We start from the raw sequence: 18,456 nt of genomic DNA, 5'->3' as shown, positions 1-18,456 counted from the left end.
TGCCCCTCACCCCTTGCTGACCGCCGTCAGGATCTCCGGCAGGCGCCTTGCCGTCTGCGGGGCCGCCAGGCGGAGTCCGCCGAGGGCGATGAGGGCTCCGTACGCCGTGCCTACGGGCAGCAGGAGCCATGAGCGGTCGGCCAGGTCCGAGATGTGGAGCCAGATCGTCAGCGCCAGGACCGGGGCACAGAGCAGGGCCGCGCCCAGCATGCCGCCGAAGATGGAGATCCAGGCGAGCCCCGCCTGGCCCGGGGCGACGTTCTTGTAGCCGCTGTCCTGCGGGATCGAGTACGGGAAGCGTGCCGACGCCACCGCGCCCGTCGCCAGCATCGCGCCGAGCAGCGCGAAGGAGAGGCCGAGCGCTTCCGGCAGCGCGTGCCAGTTGCCCAGCACGGCCGCCGTGGCGACGGTGACCAGCGCCGAGTACGGCAGTGTGACCACCAGCAGGGCCAGTGCCCGCGCCCGCAGCTCCAGATAGGCGTCGCGCGTCGAGGAGATCGTCAGCGCGACCATCCAGAACGCCGAGGTGTCCTGGCCGAACTGGTTGTACATCTGGATGCCGAGCATGCCGGCCGCGAAGCACGCGAAGTAGATCGTGCCCCTGCCCTGGAGCGCGTTGAACAGCGGCACGATCAGGCCGATCGCCAGCGAGGTCGCCCACGCCGCCTTCGTCTTCGGGTCGCGCCACACGTACCGCAGGCTGCGCTTCATCACCGTGGCCGTACGCCCCTCCGGGAACACCCCGGCCAGTGCCCGCCCCGGGCCCCGGGCCGCCGCCGTCGCCTCCCTGCGGCCCGGCTGCCCGGCGCCCAGCGTCGAGCCGTCCGGGGCCGTCATCAGCTTCGTCAGCGACCGCTGCCACGCGTACAGCAGCGCCGCGAGCGCGCCCGCCGACAGCAGCAGTTGCGCGGCGGCCCGTCCGTACGCGCCCTCGCTCACCGAGCCGACCGCGCCGAGCGCCGACGCGGGAGGCAGCCACCGGACGGCGCCCGCCACCGGGTCGAGCGCCCCGAGGCCGCCCGCGTCGCCCAGCCGCTGCGCGGCGAAGTTGACGAACTGGACGCCGACGGCGATCACCAGACCGCTGAGCACCGCCAGGTCACGCCCCTTGCGCGAGGTCAGCAGCCGGATGTTGGCCGCCGCGACGGCGCGCGCGAGCGCGACGCACACCAGCAGCGCCAGCGGTACGGCGAGGACCGAGACGGCCACCGCGCCCGCGCCGTGCGCCGTCGCGATCGCCGAGCCGGTGAGCAGGCAGAGCGTGAACAGCGGCCCGATCCCCACCAGGGACGCCACCAGCAGCGCCCGCACCAGGGGGCTCGGCCGCAACGGCAGCATCACCAGCCGCGTCGGGTCCAGGGTCTCGTCACCGCTCGGGAAGAACAGCGGCATCACCGCCCAGCCCAGGGCGAGTACGGCGGTCAGCAGCACCACCACCGTGTCCGCGTGGGCGGTGTCGCGCAGCAGGACCAGGCCGAGGAACTGCGCCGCCGCGAGCAGCAGCACCACGACCACGGAGGCGATGTACGCGGCGGTCCTGCCGGACGACTGGCGCAGCCCGTTGCGCAGCAGGGCGAGCTTGAGCCGTACGAACAGGGGCGTGAGCGGGGGAGCCGATGGCACGGCGCCCGCCATTCCGCCCGCCGGGGCTCCCGCCGTGGCTCCGGCCGGGGTGCCGCTCATCGCGTACCGCCCAGCCAGTCGAGGTGGTCCCCGCCGCCGTCGTGCCCCCGCGCGCCGACGAGTTCGAGGAAGGCGCTCTGGAGGGACGGCGCGTCGCCCCGTACCTCCGCGAGGGTGCCGTGTGCGCGGATGCGGCCCGCCGCCATCACCGCGACCCAGTCGCAGAGCGACTCGACCAGCTCCATGACATGGCTGGAGAAGACGACGGTGGCGCCCGAGGCGGTGTAGCGCTCCAGGACGCCCCGGATCGTCTGCGCGGAGACCGGGTCGACGCCCTCGAACGGCTCGTCCAGGAAGAGGACTTGGGGGTTGTGGAGCAGTGCCGCCGCCAGCCCGATCTTCTTGCGCATGCCGGTGGAGTAGTCGACGACGAGCTTGTGCTGCGCGCCCGCGAGGTCGAGCACGTCGAGGAGCTGGGTGGCCCGCTTGTCGACCTCGGGTCCGGGCAGTCCGCGCAAGCGGCCGTTGTAACCGAGGAGTTCGCGTCCGGAGAGCCGTTCGAAGAGCCGCAGCCCCTCCGGCAGTACGCCGATCCGGGCCTTGACCTCGGCCGGGTCCCGCCAGACGTCGTGTCCGGCGACCACGACCCGGCCCTGGTCCGGGCGGAGCAGGCCGGTGATCATGGAGAGGGTGGTGGTCTTGCCCGCGCCGTTCGGCCCGACCAGTCCGATGAACTGGCCTGCGGGCAGCTCCAGATCGATGCCCGCGACGGCGATCTGTTCGCCGAAGCGCTTCCACAGCCCCTCGACCCGCACGGCCGCCCCCGAGACGGTCTCCGTCGGCGCCCCGACGACCGCTCCGGCCGCTGCCGCCGCTTCGGTCCGGGGCCCTGTGATCGCCTCCGCTTCTCCTGGTGCTCGGTCCGGCATGACGCACGACCCTTCCGTGTCCCGTTGATCCCCGATGCCCCCGATATCCCGATCAGGGGTACGGGGACCACCCTACGTAAGCCGCCCACATCTACCCAGGCTGCGCACGCCCACCCCTTACCGGGCCCTTTGCCCGGACCCTCCTGCCCGGACCCCCTACCCGGGCCGCCGCGCCCGTACCGCCGCCGCGTCCTGGCCGCACGCGTACGCCAGCGGGCTGATCAGCTCCGCGACATCCGGCAGCCAGCGGTTCGCCTGCGTCGGTCTGCGGGCCCACTGCACCGCGCCCCTGCCGCCCACCCGGGTCGGCGGCGCCGCCACGTACTGACCCTCGCCGCGCACGACCAGGTCCACCGACTCCGGGTCCCACCCCAGCTTCCGTACGAGGGTGTCCGCCTTCGCCGCCGCTCCCGTCAGCACGAAGAAGACCATCCGCCGGTCCGGGGTGCAGGTCACCGGCCCCAGCGCCAGCGACATCCGCTCCATCCGGGCCAGCGCCAGGAACCCCGCCGACTCCGACACCTCCAGCGCGTCGAAGGCGCGCCCCGTCGGCAGCAGCACCGACGCCCCCGGCTGCCGCGACCACAGCCTGCGCACCGCCGCCGGGCTGCCCGTCGCCAGCCCCGCCCAGCCGGGGCCCGTCGCGTGCGCCCCCGGCGTGGCGCACCCCGCCTGCTCGCAGGAGCACCGTTCACCGCCGGGCACCGGCACCAGCCGGGTGCCGGGGAACACGTCCCAGTGCCGCTCTTCCGCGTACCTCACCGCGCTGTCGAGCAGCAGGTCGCCCCGCTGCCCGGGGACCCGGGCGCCGCCCGTCACTCCAATGGTCTCTTCCACGCAGAGCACAACTCCCGCCATCAGCACGGGTTACGGGCGCGGGACGGCGCGCCGCACCCCCCGATCCCGCACATGGGGCGCATGGATGCAAGTACGGGGGCGCGCGGGAAGGGGTGGAGCGGTACGCGGGTAACCACCCCCGGGGGTCGGACACCATAGAGGCTGCGGGGGGCCGCACACGACTGTTGGCCGGTCGTGGTCACGGGGGTTTCCGGAAAGACCTAGATTATTTGCGTTATTGCCGAACATGCGCATTCTCCGCATATTTGCCGGGCAGTGTTCACAGAGTTGATCACTGCGGCCACAGGGGGTATCCATTGGCAGCCAGGCCACTCGTCGCGCGTCAGCCGAACGAACGGCTCCAGGCGCTCATCCAGGAAGCCGGGTGCTCCAACGCCGGGCTCGCGCGGCGCGTCAACATGGTGGGAGCGGAGCGCGGGCTCGACCTGCGCTACGACAAGACGTCGGTGGCCCGGTGGCTGCGCGGCCAGCAGCCGCGCGGCCGGGCGCCGGGCATCATCGCCGAGGCGCTGGGCCGCAAGCTGGGCCGTACGGTCACGATCGACGAGATCGGTATGGCCAACGGGAAGAACCTCGCCTCGGGGGTCGGCCTCCAGTTCTCGCCGACCGTCATGGGGGCGATCGAGCAGGTCTGTGAGCTGTGGCGCAGCGACGTCGGGCGCCGCGACTTCCTCTCCGGCTCGGCCGTCGCCTCCTCGGCGCTCGTCGAGCCCAGCAGAGACTGGCTGATCACCGGCGCGGACTCCACGGTCGCGCGCAACACCGGTGCCCGGGTGGGTGATTCGGACGTCGAGGCGGTACGGGCGATGACCCGCGCGCTCATCGAGCTGGACCACCGCTTCGGCAGCGGCCATGTCCGTCCCGTGGTCGTCCACTACCTGAACAGCGTGGTGGCCGGGCTGCTCGCCGGCTCGTACCGGGAGACGGTCGGCCGCCGGCTCTTCGCCGCTGTGTCCCGGCTCACCGAACTGGCCGGGTACATGGCGGTCGACACCGGCCAGCCGGGGCTCGCCCAGCGCTACTACATCCAGGCGCTGCGCCTCGCCCAGGCCGCGGGGGACCGGGGGTACGGGGGGTACGTCCTGGCCGCGTCGATGAGCCATCTCGCCGCCCAGCTCGGAAACCCGCGTGAGATCGCCCAGTTGGCGCGGGCGGCGCAGGAAGGGACGCGCGGTCAGGTGTCACCGCGCGCCCAGGCGATGTTCCACGCGGCCGAGGCGCGCGGCCACGCGCTGATGGGGGACAGCCGTACCTGCGAGACCGCGGCGGGCCGGGCGATCACGGCGCTGGAGCACACGGACGACGGCCCGGGGGAGGACCCGGAGTGGATCGAGCACTTCGACCACGCCTATCTCTCCGACGAACTGGCGCACTGCTACCGGGATCTGGGCCGCCCCGACGCGGCGGCCCGGCACGCGGAAGCGGCGCTGGAGGGCCATCCGGAGTCCCGCGCGCGGCGCCGGGCGATCGGCCTCGTCCTGCTGGCGACGGCGCAGGTCCAGCAGCGTGAGGTGGAGCAGGCCTGCCAGACCGGCACGCGCGCGGTGGAGTTGCTCGGGACGCTGCGCTCCAGCCGGGGGGCGGAGTATCTGGACGACCTCCAGCAGCGGCTGGAGCCGTACGGGGACGAGCCCGCGGTGCGGGAGTTCGGGGCGCGGCTGGAGATCCAGGCGGCCTGAGCCGGTCGGGGCCGGTCGGGGCTGGCTGAGGGGTGACTGTCCCGGGCTGTCCGGTGGGGGACCGGGCAGCGGGTTCGTGGGGATGTCGTGAGGGCGCGGTGTGGACACCGTGCCCTCGGTCAATTGAGGCGGGGTGTCCGCGACTTCACGCCTTCTACCAGCGTCTTCGCAGGCCGGGGTGTTACCTGCCCGACACCGGCCCGACGCGCGTGTTCGAAGGTGCGATTCACCCGGTAGCGTGAACCGATGATTCGGTAGGCCAGACGTTCCACATGTAGGAGTCCCGGTGACGCACAGCGGACAGAGGGATGAGCCGCAGTATCCCGCCGCTCGGACCGCGCACGAAGGCGTCGTGCTGCCCAGTGACGGCAGCGCGCCCCTGATCCCCGGCTCGGTCGACCGGACGCCGCCCGGCCTGCAGCCGCCGGCGCACCAGCAGCCGGGGCACCAGCCGCCGGGCGCTCAGGAGTGGGGCCTGCCGCAGCAGCCGCAGCAGGCGTACGGGCAGGATCCGGGCGCCCCGCATGCGCCCTACGGAGCGCAGAGCACCCCGCAGGGCCCGGCGCAGGGGTACGGGGCGCCCGCGGGAGCGGCGCCGTACGACCAGCCCTATCCGCCGGCGTATCCGCAGGCCGGCCCCCAGGGCGGCCAGGGAGCCTACGGGGCGTACGGCGGGCCGGAACCCACGCCGTCGTACGGGGCACAGGGGGGCGCTCCGTACGGCGCGCCGCAGCCCCCGCCGCAGCCGTACGGGCAGCCCGTACCGCAGTCCCAGGGGCAGCCGCTGCCCCAGCCGCACGGCGAGCCGCAGCCGTACGGGAATCCCCAGCAGCCCCAGCAGCCGCACCTTCAGCAGCCCCCGTCGTCCCCGTCGTCCCCGCAGTACGGCGAGCCGCTGCCTCCGGCGCAGCCGCAACCGCAGCCGCAGCCGCACTCCGGGACGCAGGGCGGCTACGGGCAGCCGATGCCGCTGCCCGCCGAGACACCGGCGCCCGCGCCCGGCAGCGCGGACGCCACGCAGTTCCTGCCGCCCGTCTCCGGCGCCCCCGGCGGGCCCGCGGGGGGCATGGGGGATTCCGACGCCACGCAGTTCATCCCGCCCATTCCTCCCGTCCCGTCGGCCTCGCCCGCCTCGCCCGCCGCGCAGGGGCCCGGGGTGCTGCCGCCCGAGGCGCGGGACAACGCGGCCGACGCGACCCAGTTCCTGCCGCCCGTCGCGGCGGCGCCGGGTTCGGACTCGGAGGCGACGCAGTTCATCGCCCCCGTCCCCGCGGCGCCTCCGGCCGCCTCCCCGGCCCCCTCTCCTTACGGTGTACGGCCCGGCGCCCCCGGTGACCGCCCGCCGCCCGCGGAGTTCGACAACCTCTTCCGCGCGGACGGTCAGGGTGCCCCCGAGTCCACCCAGAAGATGCCCCGGATCGAGACCCAGGCGCCGCCCGTCGGCGGGCGCCGGGCCGCCCGGGGCGGCGGGCCCGGCAACCAGCCGCAGCCGCAACCCCAGGCCCAGGCCGGGCCCCAGGCCCCGTTCCCGTCGCCGTCGCGCGCGGACCACGGCGGCGGTGGCCGCCGTAAGTCCTCGCGGGCCCCGCTGATCGCCGCCGTCACCGCCGGCATCGTCGTGCTCGGGCTGGGCGCGGGCGCGCTGATGAGCGGCGGGGGCGACGACACGTCCAAGGACGAGAGCAAGACGGTGGCGGCGACGACCTCGCCCGAGGCCACCGGGTCGGCGGAGGCCCCGGCACCCCCGGACCCGGTGAAGACCCAGGCGGAGGAGCTCGACAAGCTGCTCGCGGACAGCAGCAGCAGCCGTCAGACGGTGATCAACGCCGTCAACTCCATCAGGTCCTGCGACAACCTCGACCAGGCCGCCACCGATCTGCACGGTGCCGCCGAGCAGCGCCGGGGCCTGGTGACCCGGCTGGACGGGCTGACGGTGGACAAGCTGCCGCGCCACGGCGAACTGACGTCCTCCCTCACCGACGCGTGGGAGGCGTCCGCCTCCGCCGACGACCACTACGCGGAGTGGGCCAAGCAGGTGGGGAAGAAGAAGGGGTGCAAGGACGGCCAGGCGCGGGTGACCTCCGAGCGTTCCAAGGGCGACCGCGCGAGCGGCGAGGCCACGGCCGCGAAGCAGAAGGCGTCGGGCCTGTGGAACAGCATCGCGACGGAGTACGACCTGACGAAGCGTGCCCCGACGCAGCTCTGACGACGGGCGCGGCGGGGGCGGGGGACCGTCCCCGGGCTGGGGACCGTCCCCGGGCTGGGGAGTGACGCCCCCGCCCGGCCGTCGTCCCCGCGACCGCCCGTACGGTTACCGGTGCACGTACCCGTACGGCTACCGGTGCGATTCCCCCAGCAGCGTCTCGCCCACGCTGACGAATCCCTTGCGCTGGCTCACCAGACGTCCCTGCCGCACCACCTGGAACGTCACGTCCCCGTTGATGATCCGGGGGAAGTTCGGCGTCCCGAGCATGTCCTCGTACCGCCAGCGCAGAGTCGGTGTGAGGCCGCCGGTGTTCACCTCCAGGCCCCGGTCCAGGGTGTCCGTGATCCGGCCGGTGGTGATCTCGTCCGCGCCGATCGACTCGACGACCTTCTTCAGCACGGTGTACGCGATCCACGTGGTCTGCGCCCCCGGGTCCGCCGGGTCGATGTCGTTGTCGCCGAAGGCGTACTTGTCGATCACGCCCCGCATCTCCGCCCACGCCGGGTCGCTCGCCACCGGGTACCAGCCGGTGAAGTACGCGTTCTCGAAGATCCCGTCCTTGCCGCCCGTACGGTCGACGAGCGACTGGTCGACACTGCCCAGCACCGAGGAGACCCGGATGTTCCGGCCGTCGTCGGGGAGCCTGCGGTAGGAGTCGAAGAAGGTCTCCGTGCGGTCGCCGAGCACCGCCGTGACACAGCCGCCGTCCCCCGCGCGCTCGCGCGCCGTCCTGGCCTGCCGGGTGTAGTCGGTGGCATCCTCCGCCGCGCGGACATCGGAGACGGACCCGCGACCGCCCTCGGCGAGCCCGGCGTCCATCAGCTCGGCCAGGTCGTCGCCGGCGATCGTGTCGGGCCGTACCAGCGCGGTCCGGTCGCAGTTGCGCGCGACCTGCCGGCCGCTGCCCGCGAGGAGCGTGGCCACCCCGCCGTTGACGGGGTAGGAGAGGAAGCTCGTGAACTCCTCCTCGCTGATGCCGTATCCGCCGATGTACGGGATGCCCGCGGCCTCCAGCGGCGCCATGAACTCGCGGCCGAACTGGCTGTACGAGCCGACGACGGCGACCGCCTTCTCCTTCACGGCCCGGCGGGCGCACTCGGCCGCGCCGGCCGAGTCGTTGCGCTCGTTGCAGGTCAGGACGCGCAGCTCATGGCCGTCGATGCCGCCGGAGGCGTTGACCCAGCCCGCGTACGCCCGCGCCATGGCCGGCATACCGGGCAGGTTGGTGGCGTTGCTGCCGATCGGCGCCCAGGTCATGACGGTGACCGCTGCCCGGGAGCCGCCGGCGTCCCCGGGCAGCACACCGCAGCCGGAGAGGAGGGTGGCGAGGGCGAGCAGCGCACCGCTCCTCATGCCGCGGGTGCCTCGCGTACTTCCCGTACTTCCCGTACTACCCGTGCCCCCCGCACTTCTCGTGTTTCTCGCGCTTTTCGAGCAGAGGTGTCGCGCGCTGGACTGGAAGGGGCGGAGGGAGGAGAAACGTCGCCGACCGGTCATAGCCATGCACACTTCCGCGCCACGGGTAACTGCGGAGTGAGCACGGGTCAACGGTGGGTGACGTAGAGGTGAATAGCGGGGGCCCTGGGTGACATCGCCCGGCGGACCGTAAAGTCGGTGTTGTGCAGCAAGGTTCCGAGAACTCTTCCCGTCGTGCCCGTCGCTCCCCCACCATGGGCGGCATGCCGCTCAACGACATGCCGTGGTGGCGCTGGCGCAGCAATGTGCGCTCGGCGCTGCACATGCTTTCCGATCCCGTCTTCCACCAGGAGTACTGGCTGGCCGGCCGCGAGGGGTACGGGGACGTCACCGACGCCGTGTACCGGCTGGTCGAGGACACCTGGCTCGACAACTGGTCCGCCGAGAAGTACGTCGGAACGATATTCCGCGACTCCGGCGAGGCCGCGCTGGTCGACGTCGCCGTGCTGCGGGTGCTGCGCATTATGCACCAGGTCGGTGCCGACGCGCCGGTCTCCGCCTATCTGGACCACCACGGCTGGCCCGAGGCGGTCCGCGCGGCCCGCGAGGCGCACATACGGCTGGCGGCGGGCGACGGGGACGACCCGGACGCCCTGCCGCAGACCCTGGACGTGCTGCGCATCATGACGCGCTCCGGCTGAGCGGGTACGGCGATGTGGGATCCTTTGTGGTCATGAGCACCGCCGCGCAGCCACCCGCCCCGCCTGCCCCGTCCGGCCGCACCGACCGCCGGGACGGCGCCGATCAGTACGTGCTGACGCTGTCCTGCCCGGACAAGCAGGGCATCGTGCACGCCGTGTCGAGCTACCTCTTCATGACCGGCTGCAACATCGAGGACAGCCAGCAGTTCGGGGACCACGACACCGGGCTCTTCTTCATGCGGGTGCACTTCTCGGCGGAGGCGCCGGTGACCGTGGAGAAGCTGCGGGCGAGCTTCGCCGCGATCGGGGACTCCTTCCGGATGGAGTGGGCGATCCACCGTCCCGAGGAGAAGATGCGGATCCTGCTCATGGTCAGCAGGTTCGGCCACTGTCTGAACGACCTGCTCTTCCGGGCGTCCACCGGCGCGCTCCCGGTGGAGATCGCGGCCGTCGTCTCGAACCACACCGACTTCGCCGAGCTGGCCGCCTCGTACGACATCCCGTTCCACCACATCCCGGTGACGAGGGACACGAAGGCGGCGGCGGAGGCGGAGCTGCTGGAGCTGGTCCGGGCCGAGGAGGTGGAGCTGGTGGTCCTCGCCCGCTACATGCAGGTCATCTCCGACGACCTGTGCAAGCAGCTCAACGGCCGGATCATCAACATCCACCACTCCTTCCTGCCGAGCTTCAAGGGCGCGAAGCCGTACCACCAGGCGCACGCGCGGGGTGTGAAGCTGATCGGCGCGACGGCGCACTACGTGACCGCCGACCTCGACGAGGGCCCGATCATCGAGCAGGAGGTCGAGCGCGTCGGCCACCAGGTCACACCGGAGCAGCTCGTGGCGATCGGCCGGGACGTGGAGTGCCAGGCGCTGGCCCGCGCGGTGAAGTGGCACGCGGAGCACCGCATCCTGCTGAACGGCCACCGCACGGTCGTCTTCGCCTGAGTCCCGGTGCCGGGCGGCGGCGGTGGCCGTGCTCGGACGCCGGGCGGCGGCGGCGGACCGTGCTCAGAGGCGGCTCATCGCCGCCGCCGCGAACAGCACGTCCCTGATCGCCTCGCGGTCGCCGTCCTGCCCCGCCGCCGCGTCCTCCGGCGAGACGCGCCCGGCCACCACCTGGCAGAACTCGACGGCGTCGAGCGCGACCTGGCCCACGGACAGCTCCCGGCAGCCGACCGCCGCCGGGGAGTCCAGCGGGATGTACCAGTCCCCGCCGCCCGCGCCCTCGACCAGCAGATGCAGCGACCGGCCGGGCGAGCCCGCCGCCACGAGCTGCCGCGCCGGGCCGGCCAGCCCCGCCCGGCGGCGCAGCGCGAGGGCGCCCGGGAGCAGCCGCGCGCCGAGATCGATCATCGAGTGGAGATGGGGCCCGCTCGGCGGCCGGTACGGGTAGGCCACCGCCTCCGCGATGTCCGTGCCGTGGATCCAGCACTCGAAGGCGCGCTCCAGCAGCGCGTCGCGCAGCGGGAGGGCGAATTCCCCGTACGTCACGGAGAGTTCGGCCACGCCCCGGCCGGCGAAGGAGACCGTACGGATCAGGGCGTGGCTCTGCTCGCGCCAGGGCTCGTGGAGCGCGCGGGTGGGCGGTGGCGCGGCGGAGCGCCAGAAGGTCTCCGTACGGTCGGTCGGGTCGACGGGCGCGCCCTGGCCGACCGGGTCTTCGAGGCCGAGGGCGGCCGCGACCACGCCGTCCACGGTCATGAGGTGGCCCATGACCCCGGCGACCGTCGTCTTGCGGAAGGTGGTCCGGTCGTCCGCGAACCACTGGAGGCGTACGGGCGCGTGCCAGTCCTGGGAGCCGATGTCGCGCAGCAGCGCGTCGAGCCGGGCGGTCTCGGCGTCGTACGGGGCGGCCCAGCCGGGCACCGGGACACGGGCGGGGCGGCGGCCGAGGCACTCCTCCAGCACGCGGGAGCGCAGCCGCGGGTCGAGGTCCAGGTTCCCCTCGGCGTGCAGCAGCCCGACGGCGTCGCGCAGCCGCAGCGCCTCACCGGCGCAGGGCGCGCACTCGGTGAGGTGGTCCTCGACGAGCCCGGTCTCGGCGGTCGAGCAGGCGGAGAGCGCCCAGGCGCCGAGGAGCGACTTCAGCACCTTGTGGCTGAGCAGGGGCGGTTCGGGCGCGGGTTCCGTTGCCTGGTCCGGCATCCGGTCCGGCATCTGACCGGGCATCTGACCCGGCATCTGGTCCCGTTCCGGTTCTGGCTCCGGTTCCGGCTCGGGCTCCGGCGGGTCCAGGTCGTCGCCCGCCGTCCTCGGGCCGGGTATCCGGAGGAAGAGCGGCGGTTCGTCCGGTTCGCGGCCGTCGTGGGAGCCGCCGTCCAGCGGGCCGGTCACAGCGAGCGTCCGTTTCCCGGCGGCGGGAGGCCGTCCCCGGCCCGGCTGTTGGCCGTGGAGAGCAGTTGCAGCCCCAGCCGCAGCCGGCGCCGCGCCTCGTCCTCCGTGACGCCCAGGTCCTCCGCTGTCTGGCGGCAGTCCCGGCGCTGGAAGTACGCCAGCTGCAACGCGCTGAGCAGCGGCTTCGGCATCGACCTGACGATGTAGTCCGCCCGGGCCGCCGCCGAGGCCCGGCGGATCTTCTGCTCCAGCTCTTCCGGGGAGCCCTCGCCGCTCGCCTCGAACGCCTCGCGCTCGGTCTCGCGGAGCTGCCGTACGGCGAGTTCCTGTGTGACGTTCGCCACCCAGGAGCGCAGGGAGCCCTGCCGGGGATCATAAGTGTCCGGGTTCTCCCAGACATGACCGAATACGTCGCGGGTGACGCGGTCCGCCGCCTTGTCGTCGTCCAGCACGCGGTGGGCGAGGCTGTGCACGAGGGACGCGTACCGGTCGTAGAGCTCACCGAGCGCCGCCGCCTCACCCCGCGCGAGCCGCTGCTGCATCCTGCGGTCCCAGCGGGGCGGTGTGTTCTTCGCCATCCGACCCCCAGCCCTGTTCCTCTGGCTCTCGTGGTTCCCCGTGCCTGTCCGCTCTGCCTCTTTGTCCGTCCCCGCCACCGGCTTCCGCCACCATGATGCCGAAGTCCGGGCCGCGAGGGGCTCGACCGTCCCATCGAATGTAGTGGGCACCACGGGCAGCGCACGCCCCTTTGAGGTAAGTGCGCCCTTACCGCGCCCTGCGACGTTTCGGCTCGTGGTGAAGGGGCAGGCGCGGTCGGGAAGCAATACTTCCGGATCGTCCCATCCGTCGAGGAGAAGGGCATCAGACGCGTGGCGCTCAAGGTGAACGAGTCCGACCAGGGTGCGTGGACCGTGCTGCACATCACCGGCGAGCTGGACATCGTGACCTCGCCCGAGGTCCGTCAGCGGGTCCATGACGCGGTGGCCGAGGGGCAGCACGCACTGGTGCTCGATCTCTCGCAGGTGTTCTTCTGCGACTCCAGTGGTGTCGGTGTCCTGATCGCCTCCCGCAGGCTGCTCCACTCCTGCCGGGGCAGCCTCCGTCTCATCCTGCCCGCGCGGGGTTCGGAGGAGGGCTCGCACGTCAACCGCGTCCTCGCGGCGCTGGGCGTGCGCCGGCTCTTCGAGGTCTTTCCCGATGTGCCGAGCGCCGTCGACGTCGACGCGCAGCCGCTGTCGGCGTAGTGGCGCCGGTGTTTCTCGGCGTGGCCTCCGTACCCCTCGGCGCCCGCGTCAACTGCGCTTTCTCCGTACGGCTTCCGGGCAAGCGGGCACACGGCGCCCCTCGGTCGTCGTACGCTCCGGGCATGGACAGCGCAGAATACGAGGGCAAGATCGCCTCCAGGTTCGCGGCATTCGACCAGGACGGCAGCGGTTACATCGACCGGGAGGACTTCAGCGGGGCCGCGGCGGCGCTGCTCGCCGAGTTCGGCACGACCGCCCGCTCCGACAAGGGGCAGGCGCTCTACAGCGGGGCCGAGGCGTTCTGGCAGGGGATGGCCGGGATCGCGGACGTGGACGGTGATCAGCGGGTCAGCCGCCAGGAGTTCGTCACCGGCGCGGTGAAGCGGCTGCGGGACAATCCGGAGCGGTTCGCGGAGATCGCCCGGCCGTTCCTGAGCGCGGCGATCGCGGTCGCGGGCGGGGCCGGCGCGGCATCCGGCGACGGCCGCACCGTGACCCCGGCGGCGGCCGAGCGGGCGCTGCGGGTGCTGGGCGTCGAGCCCGAGGCGGCGGCGCGGGTCGCCCGTGAGCTGGACGCGGACGGCGACGGGCGGATCGGCGAGGCGGAGGTCCTGAAGGGGTTCGCCGCGTACTACGTGACGCCGGAGCCCTGATCGGGCCGGGGCGGATCGCGCCCGGTTCCGATCGTACGGAAAGCGTTGGCCTCAGCCCTCTGATGCGTCACCGTGCGTGGTGGGAGGGCGGCCGGTGCGGTCGATACCGGGTTGTGTCCTTACGGTTCGCCGTCACGCGCCGGAGTCGTGACCCGGCTCCGGTACGCTCCCTCGGGTGCGAGAGGTAGTGAGGCGCGAAGCGCGCGGTGGTGCCGTTACGGCGGCGCCCGCGTCGGGCGTGTGCGCCGCTCGGGCGCTGCGAATGCGCCGTGCGCGCCGGTGTTCGACTCCCCTCAGCGTGCGTCGCACAGTATGCACCACGCCTACTCCTTCGCGCTGGAATATGCCCGAAGCGCTTGTTGTGGTGACTGTACGTCAACCATGCTGTCTCGCAAGGGAATCACGTTCGGTGATCTCGTCGAGAACCCTGTCGAGGCGCGAGGCGATGTGTCCGCCGGTTCGGATGGTGTGAGCGGTGCAGGTGCTTCAGGTTCAGTTGGAGATCGGGCCCGACCCCGCGGAGGTGGGGCGGGCCCGCAGATGGGCCAGATCCAGGCTCGTCGGTTCGGGCATGGGGGATGACGAGCCGGTCGCGGAGACGCTGATCCTGCTCATCTCCGAGCTGGTCACGAACGCCGTGGTGCACACCGGCTGCCCTGCCGTGCTGCGGATGCTCTTCGGCTCGGGCGCGGCGGAGGCGGGCACCGTCCGGGTGGAGGTCGCCGACATCAGCGCCTGCCCGCCGCGCCCCCGCCACGCGGCCGGTGAGGACACCAACGGCCGTGGCCTGGAGCTGGTCGACGGCCTCGCCGACCGGTGGGGGTGGCAGCCGGAGGGCGCGGGCAAGCGGATCTGGTGCGAGGTGGACCGGGGCGCGCCGGACGCCGCCGCGGAGGACTCCCCGGGCAGGTCGCAGGCGTCGGGCGCACCAAGCGCCCACGGCACGGTCCCGGGCTCCGGCACCGGTGGTTACGGCACCGCGACGGGGTACGGCCCGGCGCCGTACCAGCCGTCGTACGGCATCCCGCGCCCGGCGTAACCCGACGCCCGGCGTGGGCTACCGCCGGTCGCCGGCCATGGCGCCGGAGCCGGTGGTGGCGCGCGCCCGGAACGTACGCCGGTACACCGTCGGCGGGACGCCCAGCGCCACCTGGAGATGCTGCCGCATCGACTGCGCCGTACCGAACCCGGAGTCCCGCGCCACCTGATCGACCGACAGGTCCGTCGACTCCAGCAGATGACGGGCCCGTTCGATCCGCTGCCGCACCAGCCACTGCCCGGGGCTGATGCCCGCCTCCTCGCGGAACCGGCGGGTGAATGTCCGTACGGACATGGACTCCCGCTCGGCCATGTCCCGTAGCTGGATGGGCTCGTGGAGGCGGGTGAGCGCCCAGGCGCGCGCCGCGGTGGTGGTCGCCGCCCGCGGTTCGGGGACGGGCCGCCGGATGTACTGCGCCTGGCCGCCGTCCCGGTGCGGCGGGACGACCGTCCGGCGCGCGACCTCGCCCGCGACCGCCGTGCCGTGGTCGCGGCGCACGATGTGCAGACAGAGGTCGATCCCGGCGGCGACCCCGGCGGAGGTGAGGATGTCGCCGTCGTCGATGAACAGCACGTCTGGGGCGACCGCGACGCGCGGGAACAGCCGCTGGAAGTGGGCGGCGGACGCCCAGTGGGTGGTGGCGGGCCGTCCGTCGAGAAGCCCGGCGGCGGCCAGGACGTAACCGCCGGTGCAGATCGAGACCATGCGGGTGCCCGGCCGGACATGGGCGAGGGCGGCGGCGAGCTCCTCGGTGAGGACACCGTCCGTGTGGACGGGACCGAGCTCGTGCGACGCCGGTACGACGACGGTGTCGGCGGTGGCGAGCGCCTCGGGCCCGTGCTCGACGAGGATCGAGAAGTCGGCGTCGGTGGATACGGGGCCCGGCGCCCCGGCGGTGCAGGTCACGACCTCGTACAGCGGCTCCTTCGCGGCACTGCGGGCGCGGCCGAAGATCCGCTGCGGGATGCCCAGCTCGAAGGGGATCACACCGGGGAGGGCGAGCACGGCGACGCGGTGCGCCGGGTCAGCCGGGTGCGCCGGGTCCCCGTGGTGCGGGCGGTGCGACGGTCGGTGAGGCATGGCCCGATCCTAGCGAAGGGTGTCCATCCGGCCACTCGTACGACCGGATCCCGCATCGGATGCTGTCCGACGTGACACAGTCGACGGACCTCACCCCGGACGGCGCGAAGGGCACCCCCGTACCCGTCCCCGCCCCCACCCTCACCCCTGCCCCTGCCCCTGCTCCGCGCGCGCCGGGGCGGATCCACCGGGCGTGGTTCGTCGCCGCCGTCACCTTCGTGACGATCATCGGCGCCGCCGCCTTCGCCTCGCTCCCCGGTCTGCTGATCGAACCGCTGCACACGGAGTTCGACTGGTCACGCGGCACGATCGGCTTCGCGGTCTCCGTCAACCTGGCGCTGTACGGGCTGACCGCGCCGTTCGCCGCGGCCCTGATGGACCGCTTCGGGATACGGAAGGTCGTCGCCGTCGCACTGACCATGATCTCGGCGGGCGCGGTACTGACGGTCTGGATGACCGCCACCTGGCAACTGGTGATGTACTGGGGCGTTCTGGTCGGCCTGGGCAGCGGTTCGATGGCGCTCGCCTTCGCGGCGACGGTGACCAACCGCTGGTTCGTGGCCCGGCGCGGTCTGGTCACCGGCATCCTGACGGCCGCGGGCGCCTCCGGGCAGCTGGTCTTCCTGCCGCTGCTGTCCTGGCTGGTCGAGGCGCACGGCTGGCGCCCGGCCGCCGTCACCGTCTCGCTGACCGCGCTCGCCGTGGTCCCGTTCGTCTGGCTGCTGCTGCGCGACCACCCGGCGGACGTGGGCCTGTCCGCCTACGGAGCACCGGAGTTCGTCCCGAAGCCCGCACCGGTGCGGGGCGCCGCGCGGCGGGCGCTGTCGGTGCTGGCGTCGGCGGCGCGCACGGGGCCGTTCTGGCTGCTCGCCGGTACGTTCGCGATCTGCGGCGCCTCGACCAACGGCCTGGTCAAGACCCATTTCGTACCGGCCGCGCACGACCACGGCATGCCGATCACGGCCGCCGCGTCGCTGCTCGCGGTGATCGGTGTCTTCGACGTCGTCGGCACGATCGCCTCGGGCTGGTTCACCGACCGCTACGAGGCGCGCCGCCTGCTCGCGGTCTACTACGCGCTGCGCGGCGTCTCGCTGCTCTTCCTGCCGATGCTGCTGGGGCCGGCCGTTCACCCTCCGATGCTGTTCTTCATCGTGTTCTACGGCCTGGACTGGGTCGCCACGGTCCCGCCGACGATCGCCCTGTGCCGGGAGCACTACGGCGAGGACAGCGCGATCGTCTTCGGGTGGGTCCTCGCCTCGCACCAGGTCGGGGCGGCGGTCGTCGCCTTCGCGGGCGGTGTGACGCGGGACGTGTTCGGCTCGTACGACGTGATCTGGTACGCCTCGGGCGCGCTGTGCGCGGTGGCGGCGCTGATGGCGCTGGTGATCAGGCGTGGCGTCGGAAGGTCTCCGTCCTGGTCTCGACCGCGCCTGGATCCGGGCAGTCCGTAGATGGCCACCGGCGTTCGCCAGCGGCTCCGGCCTGTCATCCGTAGGTCGTCGGTTCGAATCCGACAGGGGGCTCTTTCAGGACCGGGTCGGACGCTGTCCGACCCGGCCGCCGGCCGGGGTGGCCAAGGAGCGGATCTCCATGGCCTCACTGGGCTCTGAAAGCGCTGAACGCGATGAGCTGGCGCCCGCGTACCCCGCCCGCGGCGAGCCGCCGATGGGCCTCGCCGGCCTGGGACGGGCTGAGTACGGAGGCGGTGCGGACGGTGAGCGCGCCCTCGCAGGCCAGCGCGGCCAGTTCGGTGAGCACGGCGTTCTTGCCGGGGTACGCCTGGACATCGACCTCGTGGCGTACGATTCCACGCTCCAGGGCGAGTTCGCCGGGGCGGCAGGTGACGATCTGTCCCTGGTCGCGGACCATGCCGAGGACGGCCGCGCCCAGCTCGGCCGCGTCCACCACCGCGTCCACGCCTTCCGGGACGGCCCGGAGATAGCGGTCGGCGAGGCCCGCGGCCTTCGGATCCCCCGGCTGTGCTTCGCGGGGAACGACGATCTCCGCACCGAGTTGCCTGAGCAGTTGTTCATCCTGCGGTGCCGCCTCCGCGACGACGCGCAGGCCGCGGTGCACGGCCAGCTGGATCACAAAGCCGCCGAGCGCGCCGACGCCACCGGTGACGGCGAGCGTGGACCGGGCGGGCAGCCGCAGCAGGGCGAGTGCCTGGTGTGCGGTGAGGGAGTTCGTCGGCAGCCCGGCGGCGTCGATCGGGTCGAGTCCCCGCGGCACGAGCACGGTGTCCTCGGCCGAGACGACCACGTACTCGGCTTGGGCCCCGCCCCGTGTCCGGAACGGATTCACGAAGGCGATGACCCGATCGCCGAGCGAGAACAAGGTGTCGGCGCCCGCCGCGTCGACGGTCCCGGACACATCCATGCCGGGAACGTACGGGGGTTCGAACTGGGCTACGTACGGTGCGAGTTCGCCGGACCGCAGCATCAGGTCGGTCGGGTTGACGGCGGCGGCGGTCACGCGGATGCGCAGCTCGCCGGGGCCGGGGTCGGGAATACCGCGGTCGAAGACTTCCAGCACGTCCGGTTCGCCGAACTTCATGATTCCGACTGCGCGCATGGCGGGGGCTCCCTTTTCGGTGCGGGTGACATAACAGGAGGTCGACGGGGAGGTGTGGTGGCGGGATGGACACGTACGGGAACGTCCCCGGGTGCCTGACCGGTGCACCGGCCGGGCA

The 18,456-nt window shown here is 73.0% G+C and carries 16 protein-coding genes; 8 read left to right on the top strand and 8 right to left on the bottom strand.

The features are described 5' to 3' along the window. Positions 1-6: 6 nt before the first annotated feature. The 3 genes from AB0P17_RS12245 to AB0P17_RS12235 all read right to left on the bottom strand — a co-directional run bounded on the left by AB0P17_RS12245 (position 7) and on the right by AB0P17_RS12235 (position 3,398). Positions 7-1,635, bottom strand: a complete 1,629-nt coding sequence (locus AB0P17_RS12245; protein ID WP_365810199.1) for a transporter — start codon at positions 1,633-1,635, stop codon at positions 7-9. 44 nt (positions 1,636-1,679) lie between these two features. After that, entirely contained in the window at positions 1,680-2,552 is an 873-nt protein-coding gene (locus AB0P17_RS12240; RefSeq protein ID WP_365810068.1) for an ABC transporter ATP-binding protein, read from the bottom strand. A gap of 156 nt (positions 2,553-2,708) precedes the next feature. Then, positions 2,709-3,398, bottom strand: a complete 690-nt coding sequence (locus AB0P17_RS12235; RefSeq protein ID WP_365810196.1) for a bifunctional DNA primase/polymerase — start codon at positions 3,396-3,398, stop codon at positions 2,709-2,711. A gap of 308 nt (positions 3,399-3,706) precedes the next feature. Here AB0P17_RS12235 and AB0P17_RS12230 point away from each other — a divergent pair, with 308 nt between their 5' ends. Continuing rightward, entirely contained in the window at positions 3,707-5,089 is a 1,383-nt protein-coding gene (locus AB0P17_RS12230) for a transcriptional regulator (protein WP_365810066.1), read from the top strand. A gap of 286 nt (positions 5,090-5,375) precedes the next feature. After that, positions 5,376-7,295, top strand: a complete 1,920-nt coding sequence (locus tag AB0P17_RS12225) for a hypothetical protein (RefSeq protein WP_365810064.1) — start codon at positions 5,376-5,378, stop codon at positions 7,293-7,295. 129 nt (positions 7,296-7,424) lie between these two features. Here AB0P17_RS12225 and AB0P17_RS12220 read toward each other — a convergent pair whose 3' ends face one another. Next, positions 7,425-8,648 carry an ABC transporter substrate-binding protein gene (locus tag AB0P17_RS12220; protein WP_365810062.1) on the bottom strand — a complete coding sequence of 408 codons (1,224 nt, stop codon included), beginning with the start codon at positions 8,646-8,648 and terminating at the stop codon, positions 7,425-7,427. A gap of 317 nt (positions 8,649-8,965) precedes the next feature. On the opposite strand from AB0P17_RS12220, the gene AB0P17_RS12215 reads away from it, so the two are divergent. Further along, complete coding sequence (locus AB0P17_RS12215; protein ID WP_365810195.1) at positions 8,966-9,412, top strand: hypothetical protein; 447 nt, start codon at positions 8,966-8,968, stop codon at positions 9,410-9,412. Between the two features lie 32 nt (positions 9,413-9,444). Continuing rightward, positions 9,445-10,359: a formyltetrahydrofolate deformylase gene (gene purU, locus AB0P17_RS12210; protein WP_365810060.1), complete on the top strand. Its 915-nt coding sequence runs from the start codon at positions 9,445-9,447 to the stop codon at positions 10,357-10,359. A 63-nt stretch (positions 10,360-10,422) separates the two neighbouring features. Here the strand turns inward: purU and AB0P17_RS12205 are convergent, their stop codons facing one another. Then, the gene (locus AB0P17_RS12205; protein ID WP_365810059.1) at positions 10,423-11,748 is read right to left on the bottom strand and encodes a maleylpyruvate isomerase N-terminal domain-containing protein; all 1,326 of its coding nucleotides are present in this window, start codon (positions 11,746-11,748) and stop codon (positions 10,423-10,425) included. Then, positions 11,745-12,326, bottom strand: coding sequence for a sigma-70 family RNA polymerase sigma factor (locus AB0P17_RS12200; protein WP_365810057.1), 582 nt, complete (start codon positions 12,324-12,326; stop codon positions 11,745-11,747). Before AB0P17_RS12200 ends, AB0P17_RS12205 begins: the two co-directional genes overlap by 4 nt. A 291-nt stretch (positions 12,327-12,617) precedes the next feature. On the opposite strand from AB0P17_RS12200, the gene AB0P17_RS12195 reads away from it, so the two are divergent. The 3 genes from AB0P17_RS12195 to AB0P17_RS12185 all read left to right on the top strand — a co-directional run bounded on the left by AB0P17_RS12195 (position 12,618) and on the right by AB0P17_RS12185 (position 14,684). Beyond that, positions 12,618-12,992, top strand: coding sequence for an STAS domain-containing protein (locus tag AB0P17_RS12195; protein WP_365810056.1), 375 nt, complete (start codon positions 12,618-12,620; stop codon positions 12,990-12,992). Between the two features lie 122 nt (positions 12,993-13,114). Then, entirely contained in the window at positions 13,115-13,645 is a 531-nt protein-coding gene (locus tag AB0P17_RS12190) for an EF-hand domain-containing protein (protein ID WP_365810054.1), read from the top strand. A 475-nt stretch (positions 13,646-14,120) separates the two neighbouring features. Continuing rightward, positions 14,121-14,684, top strand: coding sequence for an ATP-binding protein (locus AB0P17_RS12185; RefSeq protein ID WP_365810052.1), 564 nt, complete (start codon positions 14,121-14,123; stop codon positions 14,682-14,684). An 18-nt stretch (positions 14,685-14,702) separates the two neighbouring features. Here AB0P17_RS12185 and AB0P17_RS12180 read toward each other — a convergent pair whose 3' ends face one another. After that, entirely contained in the window at positions 14,703-15,764 is a 1,062-nt protein-coding gene (locus AB0P17_RS12180; RefSeq protein ID WP_365810050.1) for a helix-turn-helix domain-containing protein, read from the bottom strand. A gap of 59 nt (positions 15,765-15,823) precedes the next feature. Between AB0P17_RS12180 and AB0P17_RS12175 the strand changes: the two genes are divergently transcribed. Further along, positions 15,824-17,215: an MFS transporter gene (locus tag AB0P17_RS12175; protein ID WP_365810048.1), complete on the top strand. Its 1,392-nt coding sequence runs from the start codon at positions 15,824-15,826 to the stop codon at positions 17,213-17,215. A 145-nt stretch (positions 17,216-17,360) separates the two neighbouring features. On the opposite strand, the gene AB0P17_RS12170 is transcribed toward AB0P17_RS12175, so the two are convergent. After that, the gene (locus tag AB0P17_RS12170) at positions 17,361-18,338 is read right to left on the bottom strand and encodes an NADP-dependent oxidoreductase (RefSeq protein WP_365810046.1); all 978 of its coding nucleotides are present in this window, start codon (positions 18,336-18,338) and stop codon (positions 17,361-17,363) included. Positions 18,339-18,456: the final 118 nt, after the last annotated feature.

The organism is Streptomyces sp. NPDC088124 (assembly GCF_040685895.1).
Classification (GTDB): Bacteria; Actinomycetota; Actinomycetes; order Streptomycetales; family Streptomycetaceae; genus Streptomyces.
This window is presented reverse-complemented; position numbering and strand designations above follow the sequence as displayed.

Bases quoted from the DNA above. Each gene is read 5' to 3' on its own strand.
- AB0P17_RS12190 (WP_365810054.1), top strand. From the start codon at position 13,115: ATGGACAGCGCAGAATACGAGGGCAAGATCGCCTCCAGGTTCGCGGCA.
- AB0P17_RS12220 (WP_365810062.1), bottom strand. From the start codon at position 8,648: ATGAGGAGCGGTGCGCTGCTCGCCCTCGCCACCCTCCTCTCCGGCTGC.
- AB0P17_RS12180 (WP_365810050.1), bottom strand. From the start codon at position 15,764: ATGCCTCACCGACCGTCGCACCGCCCGCACCACGGGGACCCGGCGCAC.
- AB0P17_RS12200 (WP_365810057.1), bottom strand. From the start codon at position 12,326: ATGGCGAAGAACACACCGCCCCGCTGGGACCGCAGGATGCAGCAGCGG.
- AB0P17_RS12170 (WP_365810046.1), bottom strand. From the start codon at position 18,338: ATGCGCGCAGTCGGAATCATGAAGTTCGGCGAACCGGACGTGCTGGAA.
- AB0P17_RS12245 (WP_365810199.1), bottom strand. From the start codon at position 1,635: ATGGCGGGCGCCGTGCCATCGGCTCCCCCGCTCACGCCCCTGTTCGTA.
- AB0P17_RS12215 (WP_365810195.1), top strand. From the start codon at position 8,966: ATGGGCGGCATGCCGCTCAACGACATGCCGTGGTGGCGCTGGCGCAGC.
- purU (WP_365810060.1), top strand. From the start codon at position 9,445: ATGAGCACCGCCGCGCAGCCACCCGCCCCGCCTGCCCCGTCCGGCCGC.
- AB0P17_RS12175 (WP_365810048.1), top strand. From the start codon at position 15,824: ATGCTGTCCGACGTGACACAGTCGACGGACCTCACCCCGGACGGCGCG.
- AB0P17_RS12240 (WP_365810068.1), bottom strand. From the start codon at position 2,552: ATGCCGGACCGAGCACCAGGAGAAGCGGAGGCGATCACAGGGCCCCGG.